This window comes from Paraburkholderia sp. PGU19, assembly GCF_013426915.1.
GTDB lineage: Bacteria > Pseudomonadota > Gammaproteobacteria > Burkholderiales > Burkholderiaceae > Paraburkholderia.
In genome coordinates this window covers 1,375,935-1,394,498 of the sequence record NZ_AP023182.1, presented here as the reverse complement: position 1 = coordinate 1,394,498, position 18,564 = coordinate 1,375,935, and the positions used below count along the sequence as shown (strand labels likewise).

21 protein-coding genes and 3 pseudogenes are annotated in these 18,564 nt (G+C 63.5%); 16 read left to right on the top strand and 8 right to left on the bottom strand.

Translation table 11 applies throughout. From position 1 onward, the window contains the following. Positions 1-41: 41 nt before the first annotated feature. From H1204_RS46795 to H1204_RS46785, 3 genes are all read right to left on the bottom strand, one after another. On the bottom strand, positions 42-386 hold the full coding sequence (locus H1204_RS46795; protein WP_243469051.1) for a c-type cytochrome: 345 nt from the start codon (positions 384-386) through the stop codon (positions 42-44). A 204-nt stretch (positions 387-590) separates the two neighbouring features. Then, positions 591-1,376: a fumarate/nitrate reduction transcriptional regulator Fnr gene (fnr, locus tag H1204_RS46790; protein WP_180735703.1), complete on the bottom strand. Its 786-nt coding sequence runs from the start codon at positions 1,374-1,376 to the stop codon at positions 591-593. A gap of 251 nt (positions 1,377-1,627) precedes the next feature. Then, positions 1,628-2,272, bottom strand: coding sequence for a response regulator transcription factor (locus tag H1204_RS46785; RefSeq protein WP_180735702.1), 645 nt, complete (start codon positions 2,270-2,272; stop codon positions 1,628-1,630). Positions 2,273-2,609: 337 nt separating this feature from the next. Between H1204_RS46785 and H1204_RS46780 the strand changes: the two are divergent. Further along, positions 2,610-3,078, top strand: a pseudogene (locus H1204_RS46780) (universal stress protein). Between the two features lie 165 nt (positions 3,079-3,243). On the opposite strand, the gene H1204_RS46775 reads toward H1204_RS46780, so the two are convergent. Genes H1204_RS46775 through H1204_RS46765 form a run of 3 tightly spaced genes read right to left on the bottom strand, consistent with a single transcriptional unit; the run spans position 3,244 to position 5,433 of the window. Further along, the gene (locus tag H1204_RS46775; RefSeq protein WP_180735701.1) at positions 3,244-4,077 is read right to left on the bottom strand and encodes a universal stress protein; all 834 of its coding nucleotides are present in this window, start codon (positions 4,075-4,077) and stop codon (positions 3,244-3,246) included. Further along, positions 4,074-4,577: a universal stress protein gene (locus tag H1204_RS46770; RefSeq protein ID WP_180735700.1), complete on the bottom strand. Its 504-nt coding sequence runs from the start codon at positions 4,575-4,577 to the stop codon at positions 4,074-4,076. The genes H1204_RS46775 and H1204_RS46770 overlap by 4 nt, the downstream gene beginning before the upstream one ends. Positions 4,578-4,593: 16 nt before the next feature. Continuing rightward, on the bottom strand, positions 4,594-5,433 hold the full coding sequence (locus tag H1204_RS46765; RefSeq protein ID WP_180735699.1) for a universal stress protein: 840 nt from the start codon (positions 5,431-5,433) through the stop codon (positions 4,594-4,596). A 212-nt stretch (positions 5,434-5,645) separates the two neighbouring features. On the opposite strand from H1204_RS46765, the gene H1204_RS46760 reads away from it, so the two are divergent. Continuing rightward, positions 5,646-6,140, top strand: a complete 495-nt coding sequence (locus H1204_RS46760) for a hypothetical protein (RefSeq protein ID WP_180735698.1) — start codon at positions 5,646-5,648, stop codon at positions 6,138-6,140. Position 6,141: 1 nt separating this feature from the next. Further along, positions 6,142-6,889, top strand: a pseudogene (locus H1204_RS46755) (beta-ketoacyl-ACP reductase). Between the two features lie 46 nt (positions 6,890-6,935). On the opposite strand, the gene H1204_RS46750 reads toward H1204_RS46755, so the two are convergent. Next, positions 6,936-7,577 (bottom strand): LemA family protein, encoded by a 642-nt coding sequence (locus tag H1204_RS46750; protein WP_243469050.1) that lies wholly within the window; start codon positions 7,575-7,577, stop codon positions 6,936-6,938. Between the two features lie 196 nt (positions 7,578-7,773). On the opposite strand from H1204_RS46750, the gene atpD reads away from it, so the two are divergent. The 9 genes from atpD to H1204_RS46705 are packed head-to-tail and all read left to right on the top strand — an operon-like array spanning position 7,774 to position 14,390. Beyond that, a complete protein-coding gene (gene atpD, locus H1204_RS46745; protein ID WP_180735697.1) occupies positions 7,774-9,237 on the top strand; it encodes a F0F1 ATP synthase subunit beta in 1,464 nt (487 codons plus the stop codon). Positions 9,238-9,250: 13 nt separating this feature from the next. Continuing rightward, complete coding sequence (locus tag H1204_RS46740; RefSeq protein WP_180735696.1) at positions 9,251-9,682, top strand: F0F1 ATP synthase subunit epsilon; 432 nt, start codon at positions 9,251-9,253, stop codon at positions 9,680-9,682. Continuing rightward, positions 9,679-9,993 carry an AtpZ/AtpI family protein gene (locus H1204_RS46735; protein ID WP_180735695.1) on the top strand — a complete coding sequence of 105 codons (315 nt, stop codon included), beginning with the start codon at positions 9,679-9,681 and terminating at the stop codon, positions 9,991-9,993. Before H1204_RS46740 ends, H1204_RS46735 begins: the two co-directional genes overlap by 4 nt. After that, on the top strand, positions 9,986-10,279 hold the full coding sequence (locus tag H1204_RS46730) for an ATP synthase subunit I (RefSeq protein WP_180735694.1): 294 nt from the start codon (positions 9,986-9,988) through the stop codon (positions 10,277-10,279). The genes H1204_RS46735 and H1204_RS46730 overlap by 8 nt, the downstream gene beginning before the upstream one ends. Beyond that, a complete protein-coding gene (locus tag H1204_RS46725; protein ID WP_180735693.1) occupies positions 10,276-10,974 on the top strand; it encodes a F0F1 ATP synthase subunit A in 699 nt (232 codons plus the stop codon). The genes H1204_RS46730 and H1204_RS46725 overlap by 4 nt, the downstream gene beginning before the upstream one ends. Continuing rightward, positions 10,971-11,216, top strand: coding sequence for a F0F1 ATP synthase subunit C (locus tag H1204_RS46720; protein ID WP_180735692.1), 246 nt, complete (start codon positions 10,971-10,973; stop codon positions 11,214-11,216). Before H1204_RS46725 ends, H1204_RS46720 begins: the two co-directional genes overlap by 4 nt. Before the next feature lie 7 nt (positions 11,217-11,223). Further along, positions 11,224-11,967, top strand: coding sequence for a F0F1 ATP synthase subunit B (locus H1204_RS46715; protein WP_180735691.1), 744 nt, complete (start codon positions 11,224-11,226; stop codon positions 11,965-11,967). Next, positions 11,954-13,531 (top strand): F0F1 ATP synthase subunit alpha, encoded by a 1,578-nt coding sequence (locus H1204_RS46710; protein ID WP_180735690.1) that lies wholly within the window; start codon positions 11,954-11,956, stop codon positions 13,529-13,531. The genes H1204_RS46715 and H1204_RS46710 overlap by 14 nt, the downstream gene beginning before the upstream one ends. Next, the gene (locus H1204_RS46705) at positions 13,512-14,390 is read left to right on the top strand and encodes a FoF1 ATP synthase subunit gamma (RefSeq protein ID WP_180735689.1); all 879 of its coding nucleotides are present in this window, start codon (positions 13,512-13,514) and stop codon (positions 14,388-14,390) included. Before H1204_RS46710 ends, H1204_RS46705 begins: the two co-directional genes overlap by 20 nt. Before the next feature lie 71 nt (positions 14,391-14,461). Here the strand turns inward: H1204_RS46705 and H1204_RS46700 are convergent. Then, positions 14,462-15,547: pseudogene (locus tag H1204_RS46700) on the bottom strand (IS630 family transposase). A 254-nt stretch (positions 15,548-15,801) separates the two neighbouring features. Here H1204_RS46700 and H1204_RS46695 point away from each other — a divergent pair. From H1204_RS46695 to H1204_RS46680, 4 genes are all read left to right on the top strand, one after another. Continuing rightward, positions 15,802-16,050: a hypothetical protein gene (locus tag H1204_RS46695; protein ID WP_180735688.1), complete on the top strand. Its 249-nt coding sequence runs from the start codon at positions 15,802-15,804 to the stop codon at positions 16,048-16,050. 319 nt (positions 16,051-16,369) lie between these two features. Next, positions 16,370-16,681: a hypothetical protein gene (locus H1204_RS46690; RefSeq protein WP_180735687.1), complete on the top strand. Its 312-nt coding sequence runs from the start codon at positions 16,370-16,372 to the stop codon at positions 16,679-16,681. A 209-nt stretch (positions 16,682-16,890) separates the two neighbouring features. Then, on the top strand, positions 16,891-17,361 hold the full coding sequence (locus tag H1204_RS46685) for a universal stress protein (RefSeq protein ID WP_180735686.1): 471 nt from the start codon (positions 16,891-16,893) through the stop codon (positions 17,359-17,361). 64 nt (positions 17,362-17,425) lie between these two features. Then, entirely contained in the window at positions 17,426-18,562 is a 1,137-nt protein-coding gene (locus H1204_RS46680) for an ABC transporter permease (protein WP_180735685.1), read from the top strand. Positions 18,563-18,564 lie beyond the last annotated feature (2 nt).

Here is an 18,564-nt window from a genome sequence, read left to right as displayed (position 1 = left end):
GTGAGCGGAAAAAGAAAAAGTAAAAGACGCGGAAAAGAAGTTCATTGCGACATGACCCACTCGACCAGTGTATGTGCATCTTCGGCGGATAGCGGGCCGCCGCGTTCGGACGGCAGAGGCATGGGCGTGTCTCCCCAATGCGCGCGGCCACCTTTTCTCAGCTTGATTTCCAGCATCGCCTTCGCATCGGGCACGTCTCGGTAACGGTCCGCGATCTGACGAAACGACGGCGCAAGAAAGGGCGCATCCGACGTATGACAGAACATGCAATGCTGCTGGTTGACCAGTTCGGTCGGCTCATCGACTCGCGCATCGGCCGTGTTCGGTACGGCAGCGAAGAGACCTGCGAGGCAGGCAAGCAGGATGGACCAACGGGCATGGCTCACGACAAAAGCTCCTTTATGGATCTGATGATTTCCCATGCGTCGACGACGTTTCTTAACGGCCGTCTCGGCAAGCGATCCAGATCGTGGCATGTCATAGCGACGCGCCTTTGAGCCAAATCAACGTCTTGATTGACGTCGGCAGCCCGCACGCCAGCACACCCGAGTGCCGCCGACGCTGCTCGACCCGCTTCTCGCCATGCGCGGTCAGACTTTCGCGAGCCGCTCTGGGTCGACGATCCGAACCGTCTTTCCGTTTGCATTCACAAGTTGCTCGCGCTGGAATTTCGAAAACATACGGCTCACGGTTTCGAGCTTCATGCCCAGGTAGCAGCCGATTTCCTCGCGTGTCATGCGCAAGTGGAGCTCAGCGGCCGAGAAGCCGCGCGTCTTGAACCGCCGGGAGAGATTGAGAAGGAATGTCGCCACGCGCTGCTCCGCCGACATGGTGCCGAGCAGCATCATTTGCCCGGACTCCCGCACGATTTCGCCGCTCATCAGCTGATAGATGTGATGCTGCATCGACTTCACCTCGCGACAGATGATCTCGAGTTGCGCGAACGGAATGATGCAGACAACACTGTCTTCAAGTGCAATCGCGTCGCAGTTGTGCTGCCCGGCGCAGACACCGTCCAGCCCGAGCGTTTCGCCCGCGATCTCGAATCCCGTCACATGCTCGCGGTCGTCGCGGTGCATGACGACCGTTTTGAACGATCCGGCGCGTATCGCGTAGATGCTCTTGAACGTATCGCCGGCGCGATACAAGGTGTCGCCGCGTTTGACGGTCTTCGTGGAGCAGATCACTGCATCGAGCTTCGACAGATCTTCGGCGCTCAGATCAGCCGGCATACAGATGGAGCGCATCGTGCACGACGAGCAGCGCGTCGCGCCTCGACGGGGCGCATTGCTCTGCTCGGCGGGCCGAATCGGAATGACCGCGGCAACGGCGCGTTCCGGAGCGCGACTGGACATCAGCGTGTTTGGCGCAAGCATGTGCATCTCCTATCCGTCATATGCGCGCGATGCGCGGCAAGGACCTGATCGACTGCGTGCCGTGCCGGGTTATGCGGTGTTCTCGAGATTCGGTGCGCTTGCCGCATCGGTGTGATGGCGGCGTCGATATGCTTCAAGTATCGGCGCGCGTATGGCTAAAAAATATCGGCGGCGCTTTAACCGGAATAGGAAGCGAGGTAGAAAAACTAAGAAAAGTCCTACCCACGCTGGCAATTGCAAGGAAAACCCATTTATATGTCGTCGTAATCGACAAGCTTATTGCGAATCGCGTATCGCACGAGCGCGTTCTCATTGGCCATCTGCATTTTCTCGAGCACGCGTGTCTTGTGCGTGCTGACCGTCTTGACGCTCACACAGAGTTCGTGGGCGATCTCCGTAATGCTCTGACCGGAGACGATTCGTCTGAAGACATCGAACTCACGGTCCGAGAGCCGTTGATGCGGCAGCGCTTCGACAGGCTGGTTCAGCGTTTGCGCGAAGCGTTCAGCCATCGCCAGGCTGATGTACACACCGCCGCCCGCTATCTTCGTGACGGCGTTGACGAGCTCCCCGCTTGCGCTTTCCTTCGTCAGATAGCCAGAGGCGCCCGCCTTGAATGCGCGGACTGCGTACTGTTGCTCCGCGTGCATCGTCAGCACGAGGATGCGCAACGCAGGTTGCTCGTCCTTGATCTGCTTGATGAGTTCGATGCCGTTGCGGCCCGGCATCGTCAGGTCGAGAACCAGCACTTGCGCCTGCGTTGAGCGAATGAGCGCGATCGTGGTGACGCCGTCCCATGCTTCGCCAGCCACTTCGAATCCGCTGGCGCTCTGGAGAATGTGACGCAAGCCGTCGCGTACTAGCGCATGGTCGTCGGCCAACAGTACCTTGATCATGGTTGGGTTTCTTCCTGGCTGACAGAGTGCCGGTGAAACTTGACCGATTTCGCGAAGCCGCTGTCTGTCGCCCCGACGACGCATGGCTGCTTCCAGGCGCTGTCCGGCACGACTGACGTTCGATATCGTTTAATTGTACGCGTTCGTATGTCACGCACGTGACCCCAAAAAATTCGCCTTCTTGTGCGCTTACATAAGATGATCGTCACGCAGCATTCGCAGGACCACCGTCCGGTTGACCTGAGTCAATCGATCACCTTGGGACAGGAACACACTGCCTGTCATGCAGCCTGGTTCCCGTTCCGGTTGGCCGAGGCATCACGACTGGAGGTTCATCATGTACGACCGAATCCTTGTTGCGCTTGACGACAGCGCGAGCGCGCAGAGCGCGCTGGGCGAGGCGGTCAGGCTCGCGAAACTCTCGAGTGGCGTGGTGTATGCGCTGTAGGTCGTGGACCGTGGCCGGTGGCCGGGGGAGGTGAGCGGCGCGGTTCGAGTTCGAACCCGAACCTTCCGCCGCGTCAAACGCTGCCACGCGCATATTCGACGAGGCGAATGCGCTGTTCAGGGAATCGGGCGTCAGCGGGAAAACGCGCGCGATCGATGCGTACGGTGAAAGCGTGTCCGAGGTATTGGCGCGCGCAGCCGAAGAATGCGACGCCGACATCATCGTGATCGGTACGCACGGAAGGCGCGGCGCCCAGCGGTTCCTGCTCGGCAGCGTCGCGGAGTCGCTCGTACGCTCGACGCAGCGGCCTGTTCTGCTGCTCCGGCATGATGGCTCCAGCGCACGTACACAAGCGTGACGCGTCGCGACGCGGCGTCCCGGTCAGGCCGATACCGCTCGCACACACTACTTCTTCTACCGCGCCTGGCCGAAACGACAAGATGGCGTGACACCGACCCGATATACATGGTGTCACGCCTTTGTTTGCGTCAGTTGAGTGCGTGTCGCACCGTTTGCGCTCAGCTCAATGCGACATCAGCACGGGCAAGGTCATCGATTCCAGCATCGTTCGCGTAACACCGCCGAACACGCGCTCGCGTGCGCGGGAATGGCCGTAAGCGCCCATCACCAGCAGATCGATGTGCAAATCCGACGCCCGGTTGAGCAGCGTGGCGCCGGCATTCGCTCCGATATGAGTGCGGGTGGTAGCAAACGATGTGGTCACCCCATGCGTATCGAGCCACGCCGCGACGTCGATTCCGACGGGCGCGTCGCGGGGCCCGTCAGCATGTTGCACGATGTCGACGGTCACGTAGCGGGCACGCTCGAGCAGCGGCAGTGCGTCTGCCACGGCGCGAGCGGCTTCGCGGCTGCCGTCCCAGGCGATCAGCACGTTTTCGCCCAACCCGTGCACCGTGCCCGCATGAGGAACGATGAGCGCCGGACGGCCTGCGTCGAGCACGAGATTGCCGACGAAATTGGGCGCCACATACGAAGCGGCGTCTTTCGAATCGTCCTGACCCAGGATCAGCAGGTCGGCATGGCGGGCATGAAGCATCGCCACTTCCGGCGCGGGTCCGCGCGGCGCACGCCATTCGACGCTGCGGTGGCCAGCCTGTTCCGCAGCGGCGAGAAAGCTGTCATGCGCTTTCTGCCGGAGTTCGGCGTGGCGGGCCTCGAGTTCCGCGAACGGGCGGCTTTGGCTCTGCTTCAGAGCGTCGGGCAGCAGATCGGTGCAAACGGCATAGAGGCCGATCAGATGGGCATCCCAACGCTTCGCGAGATCAAGCGAAAGCGCGATTCGGGCTGCGCTGTGACGGCTATCGTCAATGTGGACGAGCAGAGTCTTGTAACTCATGTCAGTTCCTTTTCGGCAGGTGTGTCGGTTGCCGTCTCCGAAGTCGATCCGGCGGTGTTCGCCGGAATCATCAGGACGGGACAGGCCGCGCCTCGCAACACCCGTTCGGCGACACTGCCCAGCACCATACGCCGGAAGCCCCGTCGTCCATGCGTGCCCATGACGATGAGATCGGCGCGCCACTCGTCGGCCGTTTCGTTGATGCGATGGGCGACGTCCTCTCCGGGAGGGGCGACTTCGACGACACGCGGCGTGCCTGTCATGCCGCGTCGTGCGATTCGTGCGCTCGCATCGGAGGCGATGCGCTTGCCTTCCTCGTCGAAAGCATCGCGGATGATGGAAGGATCGAAGCCGGGCACGTTATAGGCGATCATGGGCACGTCGATCACGTACAGCGGCAGGACCTGAGCATCGTGTTCGGCGGCGAGGTCCAGAGCGATATCGAGGGCGCGCGACGCGGTGTCGCTGCCGTCGAGTGCGATGAGTATGCGGTTGTACATGGCAATCCTTCCACGACTAGTGTGAGAACAGAACGGGCACGGTCATCGACCGGAGCAGCGTTCGCGTAGCGCCGCCCATCACGAGTTCACGCAGACGGGTATGCGCGTAGGCGCCCATCACGACCAGATCGCAACCGCGATCCGCCGCCTGGGACAACAGCACTTCTCCGACGGGCGCGTAGCGATCGGCGTTGACTTCGCGCACTTCGACCTTCACGCCATGACGCGCAAGCGTCAGCGCAATGTCGGCGCCTGGAATACGGTGGCCCGCCGGTTCATCGCGATCCGCGTTGATCGTGAGCAGCGTGACGTTTGTGGCATTCGACAGAAAGGGCATCGCATCGTGCAGGGCGCGGGTCGCTTCGCGGCTGCCGTCCCACGCAATCAGCACATGCTTGCCGCAGTCCGCGAACGAGCCGCTCGACGGCATCAGAAGCACCGGCCGGCCGGCAGCCATGATCAGATTCTCGACGAACTGCTCGGCGACGAACGACTCCGGATCGTTCAGGTCCGTCTGCCCGGCGACGACCAGATCGGCAAGACGCGAATACGGCGGCATCGCTTCATTTGGATAGCCTTCGGCCGAGATCCACTGTCCGTCGACTTCCAGTCGGGCCAGTTCGGCGTGAAAGAGGCGTTTGAGTTCGTCACGCTGCTCCTGCCGTTGGCGCGCGTGTTCGGCGTAATAGCTGGCCGTGCCCGCCATGATGAACAGGGTGTGCGAGTCTGGCACGTAGGCCGAAAACACCCCCGTCAGTTTCGCGTGAAAGCGGTGCGCTAACTGCGCCGCCAGTTCGAGTCGCGCATTTGCATGCGTGCTGGTATCCAGATGAACAAGGATGCTTGTGTAGCTCATCGCCAATGCTCCCGAAGGAATGCGGATAAACGGGCAGCGCCCGCGGTGCACTGGAGTCTATGACCCGTTCTTCCGGGCCGGTTGATGCAGATCAACCGTCTGCGGTGGCCGGCCGGCTTGATACATGTCAATCGCAACGCAGCACGCGCGGCTAGAGTGGAGATGGACGCTCGTACGGACGCACAGACCGCATTCCACGAGGAGCAAGCATCATGAACCGGTTACCCGACGCTGCCGCGCCAATCGAGATTTGCCGGGCCGAACTGGCTGAGCCGATCCGGCTGGCTGAACTCGTGGAAGACTGGCGGCGCGATCTGAACGCGTTGGAGAGCCGGGTCATCAGGCGGGATCGCGACGCCTTGCACCGTATCGAGGCGGCACTGACGCAATCGGGCGACGTGTATGCGTTCACATCGGCCCTGCAGTGCACGATGCAGGCCTATGCGAACGAGACCTTTTCTATCTGGGGCGACGCTGCGCTGAATGCCGCGCAGCACCAGGCCGGACTGATCGACGAACTCACGCACCTTTCGAGCGCATGGCGACTGTTCTGGTTCGCTCCGCTGCAAAAGCTGCCTGGTGCCGATGCACCCTTTGGCAGTTTTAGCGCATGGCTGCGCGCGTGTCAGGACGAAATGCTGAGCGTCGTGCGCTCGTCCGTGGTGCAGTCGCGCGCACCTGCCAATCGTGCAACAGCAGGAGCCTGAGATGAAAACAGAACGTGTGGCTTTTGTCACGGGTGGCAAGGGCGGCCTTGGCGCTACGATCAGCCAGGCGCTTCACGATGCAGGCGTCACCGTGGCGATGTCGTATTCGGCGCGTAACGATCACGTCGCGACATGGCTGATGAAGGAGCGCGACGCGGGCCGAAACTTTCGGGCGTACGAGGCCGACGTCGCCGACTTCGATTCGTGCGAGCGTTGCGCACGCCGCGTGCTCGATGAACTCGGGAAGGTGGACATCCTGATCAACAATGCGGGCATTACACGCGATGCGACGTTTGCCCCGTATGAGCAAAGCCGATTGGGGCAGCGTGCTGCGAACGGATCTCGACGGTCTGTTCAACATGACGAAGCCGTTCTTGCCTGGTATGGTCGAACGCGGCTATGGGCGCATCGTCAACATCGGATTGGTGAACGGATCGCGGGGTGCGTTCGGGCAGACCAACTATTCGGCGGCCAAGGCCGGCGTACATGGATTTACGAAGGCGCTCGCGCTGGAAGTCGCGAAGCGCGGCGTCACGGTCAATACGGTATCGCCGGGCTATCTCGCGACGGCGATGGTCGAGGCAGTGCCGCGCGACATCATGGAAACGAAAATCCTGCCGCAGATTCCCGTCGGACGTCTTGGACGGCCGGAGGAAGTGGCGGCTTTGGTCGCGTTTCTATGTTCCGATAGCGCGGCCTTCATCACGGGAGCTGACCTGGCCATCAACGGCGGAATGCACATGGCGTGACGGCCGGACAAACGGACAAAGCGGCGTGTCCGTTTGCCTTGCCCGGTCAAACACGCAGCGAGCCGCGCAGTGTACCGAAGTCCGTGCGCGGACGGCGGTGCACGGGCGAGCCGTCCCGGGTGGTGAAGGTGGGGTTGTCCTGATCCGCATGCAGGGCTTCCGCCAGATCAAGCGGGAACCGGTGCAACGTCGCGTTGTATTGAAGGGCTGCGTGGTCGTAGCGATCTCGCCCAGCCGCGATGCGCGCCGCCGACGACGCAAGCCGCATTTGCAGCGTCTGAAAGCGTGGCGCCGTGTCGAGCCGGCGCACCGATTCGCACACGATCATGAGTTCCGAGATCGCATCCGTCATCTGACGCTGCGCCACATCGAAGCGTTCGAACAACGCGGGTTGGTCGACGAGTGCCGGCGTCGCATGCAAGGCTTCGATGACTGAGCGGGCATCTGAAACGGTCCTCAGCGTCGATGCCTCCGCAGGCAGATAGCGGCGGGCGAGGGCGGTCGTTTCATCGACCAGTGCCAGGCGTTCGTCGTAGAGCGTGATGACGTCGGCAAAAGCGGTCTTGACCTGGTCATTCCCATGGAGCGACGGGGCGATTCCACAGCTGGCCAGCGCATGGATGGCAAACAGGACGGCAATGATCAGGATGGTTTTCATCGTGTCGGCCGCGCGCGAGGTGTTGTCCATCAGATCGAGCGTAGACGGGCGTGCGCAGATCTGATTGATCCCTGTCAATCGCTGCCCGTTTTCAGCGAAACACACCGGACCTCGCTTTCGCGATGCAACGCATGCGTGCAGTCATTGATCAGGATCAGTTGTAACCCGGCGCTGGCCGTTATCTTGAAGGGGTTCAGGAATTCGACGTGGAGCGCGGGACGTGTCGATGCACCAGAGTAGAGAAATCGGCCAGGCCGCAGGCTTCGCGGCGACGGGACGCGTGATCGCAGCGCGCGGCGCTGTTGTCGATGTCGAATTCGCGGGCGAGGCGCTGCCGCCCGTCGATACGGCCATGTTGATTTCGACGGGCGACGGTCGACAGCCCATTCTCGCGGAAGTGCAGGCGCATGTCAGCGAGACCGTCGTGCGGGCGCTCGCGCTGCAGTCCACGGCAGGCATCGCACGGGGCATGCCCGCGCATTCGAGCGGGCTGCCGATCGAGGTCCCCGTTGGCTCCGTGACGCTCGGGCGGCTATTCGACGTGTCGGGTGCCGTGCGGGATGCGGGCGCGCCGTTGCCGCAGAGCGTCGAACGCCGTCCGATTCACCGTGCGCCGCCGGCGCTGTCCGCGCAACGCGGCGCGACGCGGCTGTTCGCGACCGGGATCAAGATCATCGACCTGCTCACGCCGCTCGCACAGGGTGGCACGGCCGCGATGTTCGGCGGGGCGGGAGTGGGAAAGACGGTGCTGGTGATGGAGCTGATGCATGCGATGGCCGAGCAGCACAGCGGCATTTCCGTGTTCGCAGGTGTCGGCGAACGCTCGCGCGAGGGTCACGAAATGCTGGCGGACATGCGCGGCTCGGGCGTGCTGCCGCGCGCCGTGCTGGTCTACGGACAGATGAACGAGCCGCCCGGAGCGCGCTGGCGGGTGCCGCTGACAGCGCTGACGATCGCCGAGTACTTCCGCGACGAACGCCATCAGAACGTGCTGCTGTTGATGGACAACGTGTTCCGGTTCGTGCAGGCAGGCGCTGAGGTTTCGGGGCTGCTGGGACGGATGCCGTCGCGGGTCGGTTATCAGCCGACGCTCGCGAGCGAGGTGGCCGCGCTGCAGGAGCGGATCGCGTCGGTCGGCGAGTCGGCCGTAACGGCGATCGAGGCCGTCTACGTTCCCGCCGACGATTTCACCGACCCTGCCGTGACAACGATTTCATCGCACGTCGACAGCATGGTGGTGCTGTCGCGGGCGCAGGCTGCCGAAGGCATGTACCCCGCCATCGATCCGATCGCTTCGACGTCGATCCTGCTGGATCCGCTCGTGGTCGGCGACGAGCATGCATACGTCGCTAATGCCGTGCGGCGTGTGATCGAGCATCAGCGCGAACTGCAGGATGTCATCGCGTTGCTCGGCATCGAAGAACTCGGTGCCGACGACCGCCGGATTGTGCAGCGGGCCCGCCGCCTGCAGCGCTTTCTGACGCAGCCGTTCTCGGTGACGGAGGCGTTCTCGGGACAGTCGGGCCGGTCGGTTACGCTGGCCGACACGATCGCCGGATGCAAGGCGGTGCTCGACGGCGAGTGCGACGACTGGCAGGAGAGTTCGCTGTACATGATCGGTACGCTCGACGAGGCGCGCGAGAAGGAAGCGCGCAGCAGGCAGGCGGGCGCCACTGCCGCTGCCGTCTGAAGGAGGCGCGCTCATGACGGACCCGACGCTCAGACTGACCATCGCGACACCGGCGCAGCTCGTGGTGGATGGCTCGCCGATCGTCTCGTTGCGCGCGGAAGACGAGAGCGGCGGATTCGGCATTCACGCCGGACACGAGGACATGGTGACGCTGCTCAGCGCGTCCGTCGTGCGGTGGACGATGCCGGACGGCATCACGCATTTTGGCGCGGTGGACGGCGGCGTGCTGATCGTGTCGAACGGCTCGACCGTGTCGATCGCATGCAGGGAAGCGGTGCTGGGCGAGTCCCTACAACGGCTGGAGGCCGAGGTGCACGGCGTGCGCGCGGCACAACTGGATACGATGCGGCGCGCGCGTGTCGAGCAGACCCGTCTGCACGCTCACGCAGTCCGCCAGATGTTGCGTTACCTGCGTCCGCAAGCGGCGCGCGGAGTACCCGAATGACGAGGCAGCGCAATGGCCATGTCCCCGCTGACGATCGCGTCGCCAACGCCGCGCGGCGCGCCGCGAATCGCGACGCCATGGGGCGCGAAGACCGGGAGCCGTCCCTGGCGGCGCGTCTCGGGCAGATCGGCATTCTCGGCTGGACGATCGTTTTGCCGACGCTCGTCTGTCTCGCGCTGGGTCGCTGGCTCGACCGGCTGATGGGAACGCGAGTGTTTTTCTCGGCGCCGCTACTGATGATCGGCGCGGCGATCGGCCTATGGGCCGCATGGAAGTGGATGCATCGGCAGCAAAGGAGAGATCATGACTAATGCAGCTTTCGCTCATCTGTACAGTGCACTGTCATGGTTCGTCACCGGGCTTGCAGTCGGCTTGCTCGTGGGGGCGGTGCACTTTGTTTCGCTGCGCAGGAATGCGGCGCTGTTCGTTGCAGGGCGCCCGGTTGGCGCGCTGCTGCTGCAACTGTCGCGTTTCGCGCTGACGGCGGCCGTGTTTGTCGTTCTGGCGAAGGCGGGCGTGCTGGCCCTGCTCGCAGGAACAGGCGGCTTCGCGTGGACGCGCAGCATCGCGCTCACGCTCGGGCGGGCCGAACCATGATCCGCTCGCCGCTGACCACCGCGCCGGTTCTGCATGCCGGTCCTGTTGGGAACACCGCGTCCGTGATCGTCGGCTGGACGATCGTTGCGTGCATGGCGATCGGCGCAGCGCTGCTGACGCGCAAGCTTTCCGTCGCGCCCTCCAGAACGCAGACGGTACTCGAACTGCTGGTCGAAACGATCGATGCCCAGATTCGCGACACGATGCAGACCGATCCGGCGCCGTATCGCCCGCTGATCGGCACGCTCTTCCTGTTCGTGCTGGTCGCCAACTGGTCGTCGCTCGTGCCTGGCGTCGAGCCGCCCACCGCGCATCTGGAAACCGATGCGGCGCTCGCGCTGCTCGTGCTGCTCGCGACAGTGGTGTACGGCGTGCGCTCGCGCGGCGTGCGCGGCTACCTCGCGACCTTCGCCGAGCCGACGTGGGTGATGATTCCGTTGAACATCGTCGAACAGCTCACGCGAACCTTTTCGCTCGTCGTGCGCCTGTTCGGCAACGTGATGAGCGGCGTGTTCGTCGTGGGCATCGTGCTGTCGCTCGCGGGCCTGCTCGTGCCGATCCCCCTGATGGCGCTGGATCTGCTGACCGGCGCCGTGCAGGCTTACATCTTCGCCGTGCTCGCGATGGTGTTCATCGGCGCCGCCGTCGGCGATACGCAGCATCCGGCTGACAACAACCAGAAGGAACCTGCATGAACCTGATCGAAATCATCAGCATTGCCGCCGCGGCGCTCGCGGTGTCGTTCGGGGCGATCGGTCCGGCGCTGGCCGAAGGCCGCGCGGTGGCGGCCGCGATGGACGCGATCGCGCGGCAGCCCGATGCGGCGGGCACCTTGTCCCGAACGCTGTTCGTGGGCCTGGCGATGATCGAGACCATGGCCATCTACTGTCTCGTGATCGCGTTGCTGCTGCTGTTCGCCAATCCTTTCGTGAAGTGATGCAGCGATGAAGATCGACTGGTCGACGCTGGCGTTGCAGACGGTCAATGTGCTGGTGCTACTGTGGCTGCTGCAGCGCTATCTGTTCCGTCCCGTCGCCAGGATCATCGCGGAGCGCCAGGCTGCGGCGCGGGCGCTCATCGACGATGCGCAAGCAGCGAAGCTCGCGGCCCGCGCGGAACTCGACGCAATGACGGCCGAACACGCCCAGCTCGCCGCGCGAAGAGCCGAGGCGCTGGCGCAGATCGAACACGAGGCGAGCCACGAGCGCGCCGCGCTTCTCGCAGCGGCACATGACGACGCCGACCGCCTGCGTGCCGAGGCAGCCGCGGAGATACAGCGCGACCGCGCGGCGTTGGCCGACGAGGCATCGGCGCGTGCGGTCCGGCTGGCGGTCGACATTGCGCGCAAGCTGCTGGAGCGCATGCCAGATTCGATACGGGTAGCGCCGTTCATCGACGGACTCGTAGACGGCGTGAACCGACTCTCGTCGACGGCGCGACAGGAGCTGATGGCGGACGCCTCACTGCAATTGACCGCACCGCGTGCGCTGACGGCCGACGAGCAGCGCGCTTGCGAGGCCGCGCTGTCCGCCGCGCTTGGACATGCTGTCGCGTGGCACGCGCAGATCGACGGCGCGCTGGTCGCGGGACTCGAACTGGGCGGCCGGCATGGCATCGTGCGCAACAGCTGGCGCGATCAACTGGACCAGGTTCGCAACGGCTTGCTGGACGACGATGGACACGCGTGACGACATGAACGACGGATGGCTGGCGTGCAAACGCAGCGCGCTTGCGGCGATCGAACTGGAAACGCGCGCGATCGCGATGGGTCGCGTGGAGCGGATCGCCGACGGCATCGCCTTCGTGTCGGGACTCCCGGACGTCGCGCTCGACGAGCTGGTCGATATCGATGGCGGCGTCACGGGCTACGTGCATTCGCTCGACGTGGAAGTCGCGAGCGTCGTCATGCTCGACAGCAGCGAGTCGGTGCAGGCGGGTATGCGGGTGACGCCCCGCCATACCGTGCTCGAGGTACCGGTTGGGGAGGCGCTGCTCGGGCGCGTGGTCGATCCGCTGGGACGGCCGCTCGATGGCGGAGAAGCGATCAGGACGGAGCGCCGGCTACCCGTCGAACGTCCGGCGCCCGCCATCATCGACCGGGAGTTCGTCAGTGAACCGCTCGAAACGGGCGTGCTGATCGTCGATGCGTTGTTTGCAGTCGGCCGGGGTCAGCGGGAACTGATTATCGGCGACCGTGCCACCGGCAAGACATCGCTTGCAATCGAGACGATCGTCAATCAGCGACACAGCGACGTGATCTGCGTCTATGTGGCGATCGGTCAGCGCTCGACGACCGTACAGCGCGCAATCGATGCGATACGGCAATACGGCGCCCCCGAACGATGCGTCTTCGTGGTGGCATCGTCGGCCTCGCCGCCCGGATTGCAATGGATCGCGCCGTTTGCCGGCTTCTCGATAGCGGAGTTTTTCCGGGATCGTGGGCAGCACGCGTTGATCGTCGTCGACGATCTGACCAAACATGCGGCCACGCATCGCGAACTCGCGTTGCTGACGCGCGAGCCGCCGGGACGCGACGCCTATCCGGGGGACATCTTCTATCTGCATGCCCGTCTGCTCGAACGTGCGGCCCGGCTATCAGCGGATCTGGGAGGCGGCTCGCTGACGGCCTTGCCGATTGCCGAAACCGACGCGGGCAATCTGTCCGCCTACATCCCGACCAATCTGATTTCGATCACGGATGGCCAGATCGTGCTCGATACGGCACTGTTCGCGGCCAACCAGCGTCCCGCCGTCGATGTCGGGCTGAGTGTGAGCCGCGTGGGCGGGAAGGCGCAGTATCCGGCATTGCGGGACGTCGCCGGGCGCTTGCGGCTCGACTATGCGCAGTTTCTCGAACTGGAAGTGTTCAGCCGCTTCGGCGGGCTCGCGGACGCCCGCGTGGTCGCGCAGGTCGAGCGCGGCAAACGCATCCGTGCTTTGTTCGCGCAACCGCGCTTTAGCGCGTTACGGGGCATCGATCAGGTCGCGTTGCTCTGCGCGCTGGCCGACGGTCTGTTCGACGGCATGCCCGTCGAAGCGATTGCACTGGCGCGCCAGCGGCTCGTGACGTCCGGCCCGGCGCACGGGCTGACGGGGGACGCACCGGATGCCGGCGCGCTCGCGGCGCCGCTCGACGACGCGCTGCGTCAGCGCCTGATCGATGGCATACGCGAAATCGTCGAATGCGCGAAGCCGGAAGCGGCCGGCGACCTGACCCGACGGGGGCACGCCGATGACCAGCCGGCTCAGTGAAATCGAAGGCAGGATGGCGACCGCGCATCAACTGGACGCTGTGATCGGCGCGATGCGCGGGATCGCCGCGGCGCGCGAGCGCGAGGCGCAGGCGCGGCTCGCCGGGATACGTTCCGTTGCGGCGACGGTTGGCGAGGCAATCGGCATGGTGCTCGCGGCAACGGCACATCGAGACGCGAGCGACGCCCCGCCGGAGCGCGACCTGACGCCCGTCCTGATCGTGCTTTGTACGGAGCAGGGCTTCGTCGGCGGGTTCAACGAGCGGCTGCTGGAACGCGTCGAAAACTGGCCGTCGGGTCGCGCGGCTGCGCGGTTCGTGGTCGGCACGCGCGGTGCGGCGCTGGCGGATGAACGCGGGCTCGCGTACGACTGGTCCCTGCCAATGGCCAGTCATGCGGACGACGTGATGCGTGTGGCCGGTCGCATCAGCGATGCCGTGTTTGCGCGGTTCGAAGCGCATCCCGCGTCGGCGATATGGCTGGTGCATGCGCTGCCGGGGCAAGGGGCGCAGGTGGCGGTCGTGACGAGGCGGCTCGTGCCGTTCGATTTCGACCGCTTCAAGACGGCGCCATGCGTGCGGGCGCCGTTGCTCACGTTGCCGATAGACAGGATGTTGACGGGGCTGGCGGAGCGTTACGTTTATGTCGAGCTATGCGAGGGACTCATGTTGTCTTTTGCTGCAGAAAACGCGGCTCGCATGACCGCAATGCTCGCGGCGAGCGACCACGTCGGCGAGACGTTGAAAGCACTGACGCGCGACGCTCGCATCGTCCGTCAGGATGAGATCACAACTGAAATCGTCGAACTCGCGGTCGCGGCGACGCCGGGTTCGGGATGCGTGATCGCGAAGGGAACGTAAAGACGCACGCACCAGACCTGCTGTGCGCCGCTAGCACGGGCTCGATACTGCTGGACTTATGTGTTCGGGATCTAGTGTCCCGAGTTAGAAATTCGTAGACAAAATCGCTTGACGCTGGAGAGGATGTCGTCGGCCGATTTGGTCCAGTTGAAAGGTCTCGGATCAGTGTTGTTGATCTGGATGTATTGGCGAATCGCCTGTTCAAGTTGCCGGGTGGAGCGATGAGTGCCACGGCGGATGTATGTCTCGCTGAGCGTGGCAAACTATCGTTCGACCTGGTTAATCCACGAAGCAGATGTGGGGGTGAAATGCGCATGGAAACGCGGATGGCGAGCCAACCAGTTATTGATCGAGGGAGTCTTGTGCGTACCGTAGTTGTCCATCACAAGATGGACCTCCAGTTGGGGTGGCACATTGGCCTCGATGGTGCGCAGGAACTGCAGGAATTCACCGCTGCGATGACGCCGATGCAGTTCGCCAATGACTTCGCCCGTGGAGATGTCCAGCGCCGCGAACAGTGTGGTCGTGCCGTGGCGCATATAGTCGTGCGTGCGTCGCTCAGGGATGCCCGGGGCCAGCGGCAGCATAGGCTGGGTGCGGTCCAGCGCCTGGATCTGGCTCTTTTCGTCCACGCACAACACCATGGCCTTGAGCGGCGGGTCCAGATACAGCCCGACGATATCGCGCACCTTGTCGACGAAAAATGGATCAGTGGAGAGCTTGAAGGTCTCCTGCCGATGCGGCTGCAATCCGAAGGCACGCCAGATCCGCGACACGGCTGTCTGCGACATCACCATCTCGCGGGCCATTGTGCGCGTGCTCCAGTGAGTCGCGCCCGTGGGTACGGATTCGAGCGTGCGTGCGACGACCGCCTCCACCTGCGCGTCCTCGATCGTCCTCGGTGCGCCCGGGCGCGGTGCATCGAGCAACCCGTCCACGCGGTGATTGATGAATCGCGAACGCCACTTCGAAACCGTATGCGAGGTGACACGTTGTCTTGTCGCGACCGTCTTGTTGTCAATGCCCTCGGCGCAAGCCAGCACAATACGCGCTCTCAGGGCAAGTGCCTGTGCCGTCTTGCGTCGCATCGTCAGCGCTACGAGCTGTTCGCGTTCCGACCCACTCAGGACCAGTGGCGCCTTCGGTCTTCCTCTCATCGTTGCCTCGCTTATTTGCGAACCCTGCAACCCAGGTTAGTACACACAACGCAAATAAGGCAATGAATTTCTAACTCGGGACACTAGCGGCGAATGCAGCTAGGAATATTCCTACTTCATGGCTTCACCGACTACCAACGTTTAAAGGCTCGCCGATTTCAATCGAAGCAGGTGCCCTCAATAATGTACTCAACCCGTCGCCGACACACAGACGCACGCTCGGTCATGGGGGCAGGCAGAACGAGGAGCACGAAATGAACGGCAATGGCATTTCCCTCAGAGATCTCGTCGACAAGTGGCTCGCGCCGACGCGCTCCATTCCGGCCAGGGTGACCCAGATCGGGCGTTTCGGTTCCGGCGGCGTGCGATTCGTTCGTCTGGAGGGCGTGGTGTCGAACAGCCCATTGAGCATCGTTTTCTTCCGGCACGGCCAAGGCACCTGGGATGTGTTTCCGCCCGTGCCGCACACGCCCGCAATGGGGACATGCCTTTTCGCCGCGTGATTCGCATCGGAACAGGGGAGAGGGTGCTGCGACGCGAGATGCATCGCAACATCAAGCATCCGAACGATGACATTGCCCGACCGCACAGTGAGCTTCACGCGCTGCGGGACACGCTGACGAATGCGGCCGTGACGGCTGGCGCGGGGCACCGCCAAGGCCAGCGCGTGCAGGGATACAGCGCGTCCCGAATCATTCGCCGCGAAACCGCGGGGCGGGTATCGGTCGTTTGACAGCGTCCTTGACGGACCGCGTCTGTACATGGGTGAGGTCGGGGGAGTCCTTGACGGCGGGGCGCAACGGCGCGTTTGCCGACAGATCGATGGCGGCGGGCGTGCTGGCCTCGGAGGCCGCCAGCGGCCTGCTCGCCGCCGCTGGCGCGCCCGCAGCGATGTCCGAGAGGCGCTTGCAATACAGCATCGCGTGGGACGCGCAGGCGGGCAGCATCAAGTTTCCAATCGCGGCGTATTCGAGCGGATTTCGAACGGCCGCCGCCCGCATCCACGTTTCCTTGCAGAGCGTCATCCAGTTGTCCAACGCTTCGGTGTTTGCCATTGCGAGCGCCTGCATCGCTGCGGCACCGGAAGGCTCGGGCGAAAAGGTATGCATCAATGTCTTTTGCTGTCCGGTTTGACTGTACGACGACCACGTCTTCATCCGTTGAGATACGTCAACCGACGGGACGATTCCGGCAAAACACAGACTGGCGTGGCGAGACGTCGAGCCTTGATTCAGGTCAAGTGCGCAACCGCGCAAGCATCGAAGATAAGAAGCATGCCATGCGAGGTGTCATGGCGCACGGCGAATCGTGGTGCAGGAATATTTCAAGGAGGCGGCATTCATATGTACAAACAGATTCTGATCGCACTCGACGGCAGCAAGACGTCGGAGCGGGTGCTGAAGGAGGCAGTGAAGATGGCGCGCCTCACGGGCGGGAAAATTCAGGCCGTATACGTGGTCGACAAGACGCCTCTCTTCAACTATGCCGGTTACTACGATCCCATCGCGCTCGTCGATGCGCTGCGTAAGGATGGCCGTACCACGCTGGAGAAAGCGGAAGCAGTCTGCCGTCAGGCAGGGGTCGCTTGCGATGCGGAGATGGTCGAGACCGAACGTATGAACGAAGACGTCGCGACGACGCTGCAACATTGCGCCGAGCGGCTGGGTGCGGATCTCGTGATCCTCGGGACGCACGGGCGGCGAGGCGTGCGCCGCATCGTGCTGGGCAGCGTGGCCGAGCGCTTCGTCCGGTTTGCGCAGTGTCCCGTGCTGCTGGTGCGTGGCACTGAGCCGGAACACGGTGAGCAGGGCTGAGTCCCGGCAGCAGGCGGCCGATACCGATGCAACGGCTTCGACCGCCACCGGATGAGAAAACGAGATGAAAGGCATCCTCAGGCTCGCGTTCAAGCTGCTCGTCAACGATAGCGCCAAGTTCACCGCGCTGATCGTCGGCATCACGTTCGCTGTGTTTCTGATGATCGAAATGACGTCGCTGTTCGCGGGCATTCTCAACAAATCGTCATCTACCGTCATCAATGTCGGTGCAAAGATGTGGGTGATGGATCCCGCCGTTCAGACGATCGCGAGCAGCATCGGCATGCCGGATTACGTGCTCGACGCCGTGCGCAGCATCGACGGTGTCAAATATGCAGTGCCGCTCTATTCGGGTGTCGCGCTGGTCCGTCTGCGCGATGGCGCGTATCAGGCCGTCACGGTGATCGGGCTGGACGATGCGAGCCTGTTTGGCTGGCCCAAGATGAAGGCCGGCCGGATCGAAGACATTTACGCGGAGAATGGTTTCATCGCCATCGACGACGCGGAATTCGTCAAGCTGCATAACCCCAGGCTGGGCACAGACTTCGAACTCAACGACCATCGCGGCGTTGTGGTCGGCATCGCAACCGTGACCAGCAGCGGCCTGTTCGGCACGCCGACGCTCTACACGACGTACAAGCGGGCGGTCGAGTACATCCCGTCGACGCGCTACACCACGTCCTATATTCTCGTCGAGCCCAAATCGGCCGCGGACGTCGCCCATATCAAGCAGGTTGTCGTTTCGCTCGGATACGTTGCCTACACGAAGAAGGAGTTCATGCAACGCATCTCGCACTTCTACAAATACGAAACCGGGCTGGGCACGAACATTCTGTTGATGACGGCGATCAGTTTCATTGTGGGCCTGTCCATCTCCGGCCAGACCTTCTACACGTTCATCCTCGAAAACCTGGAGAAGTTCGGCGCGCTGAAGGCGATCGGCGCAAAGGGCCGAGAGCTGGTCGCGATGATCCTGTTCCAGGCAACGTTCACCGCGCTGACGGGCTACGGGCTCGGCGTGGGGCTGTGCGCGGCGTCGATCAGTCTCGTCCGTCTGCGCGTGCCGGACTACGCGGCAATGATCACCTTCGGCAATCTCGCGCTCGCGTTCGCGATGGTCGTGGTGATCGCAGCCTCGTCGAGCTACCTTGGTGTACGGCGCGTGCTGCGCATCGAACCGTTCGATATTTTCAGGGGCTAGCC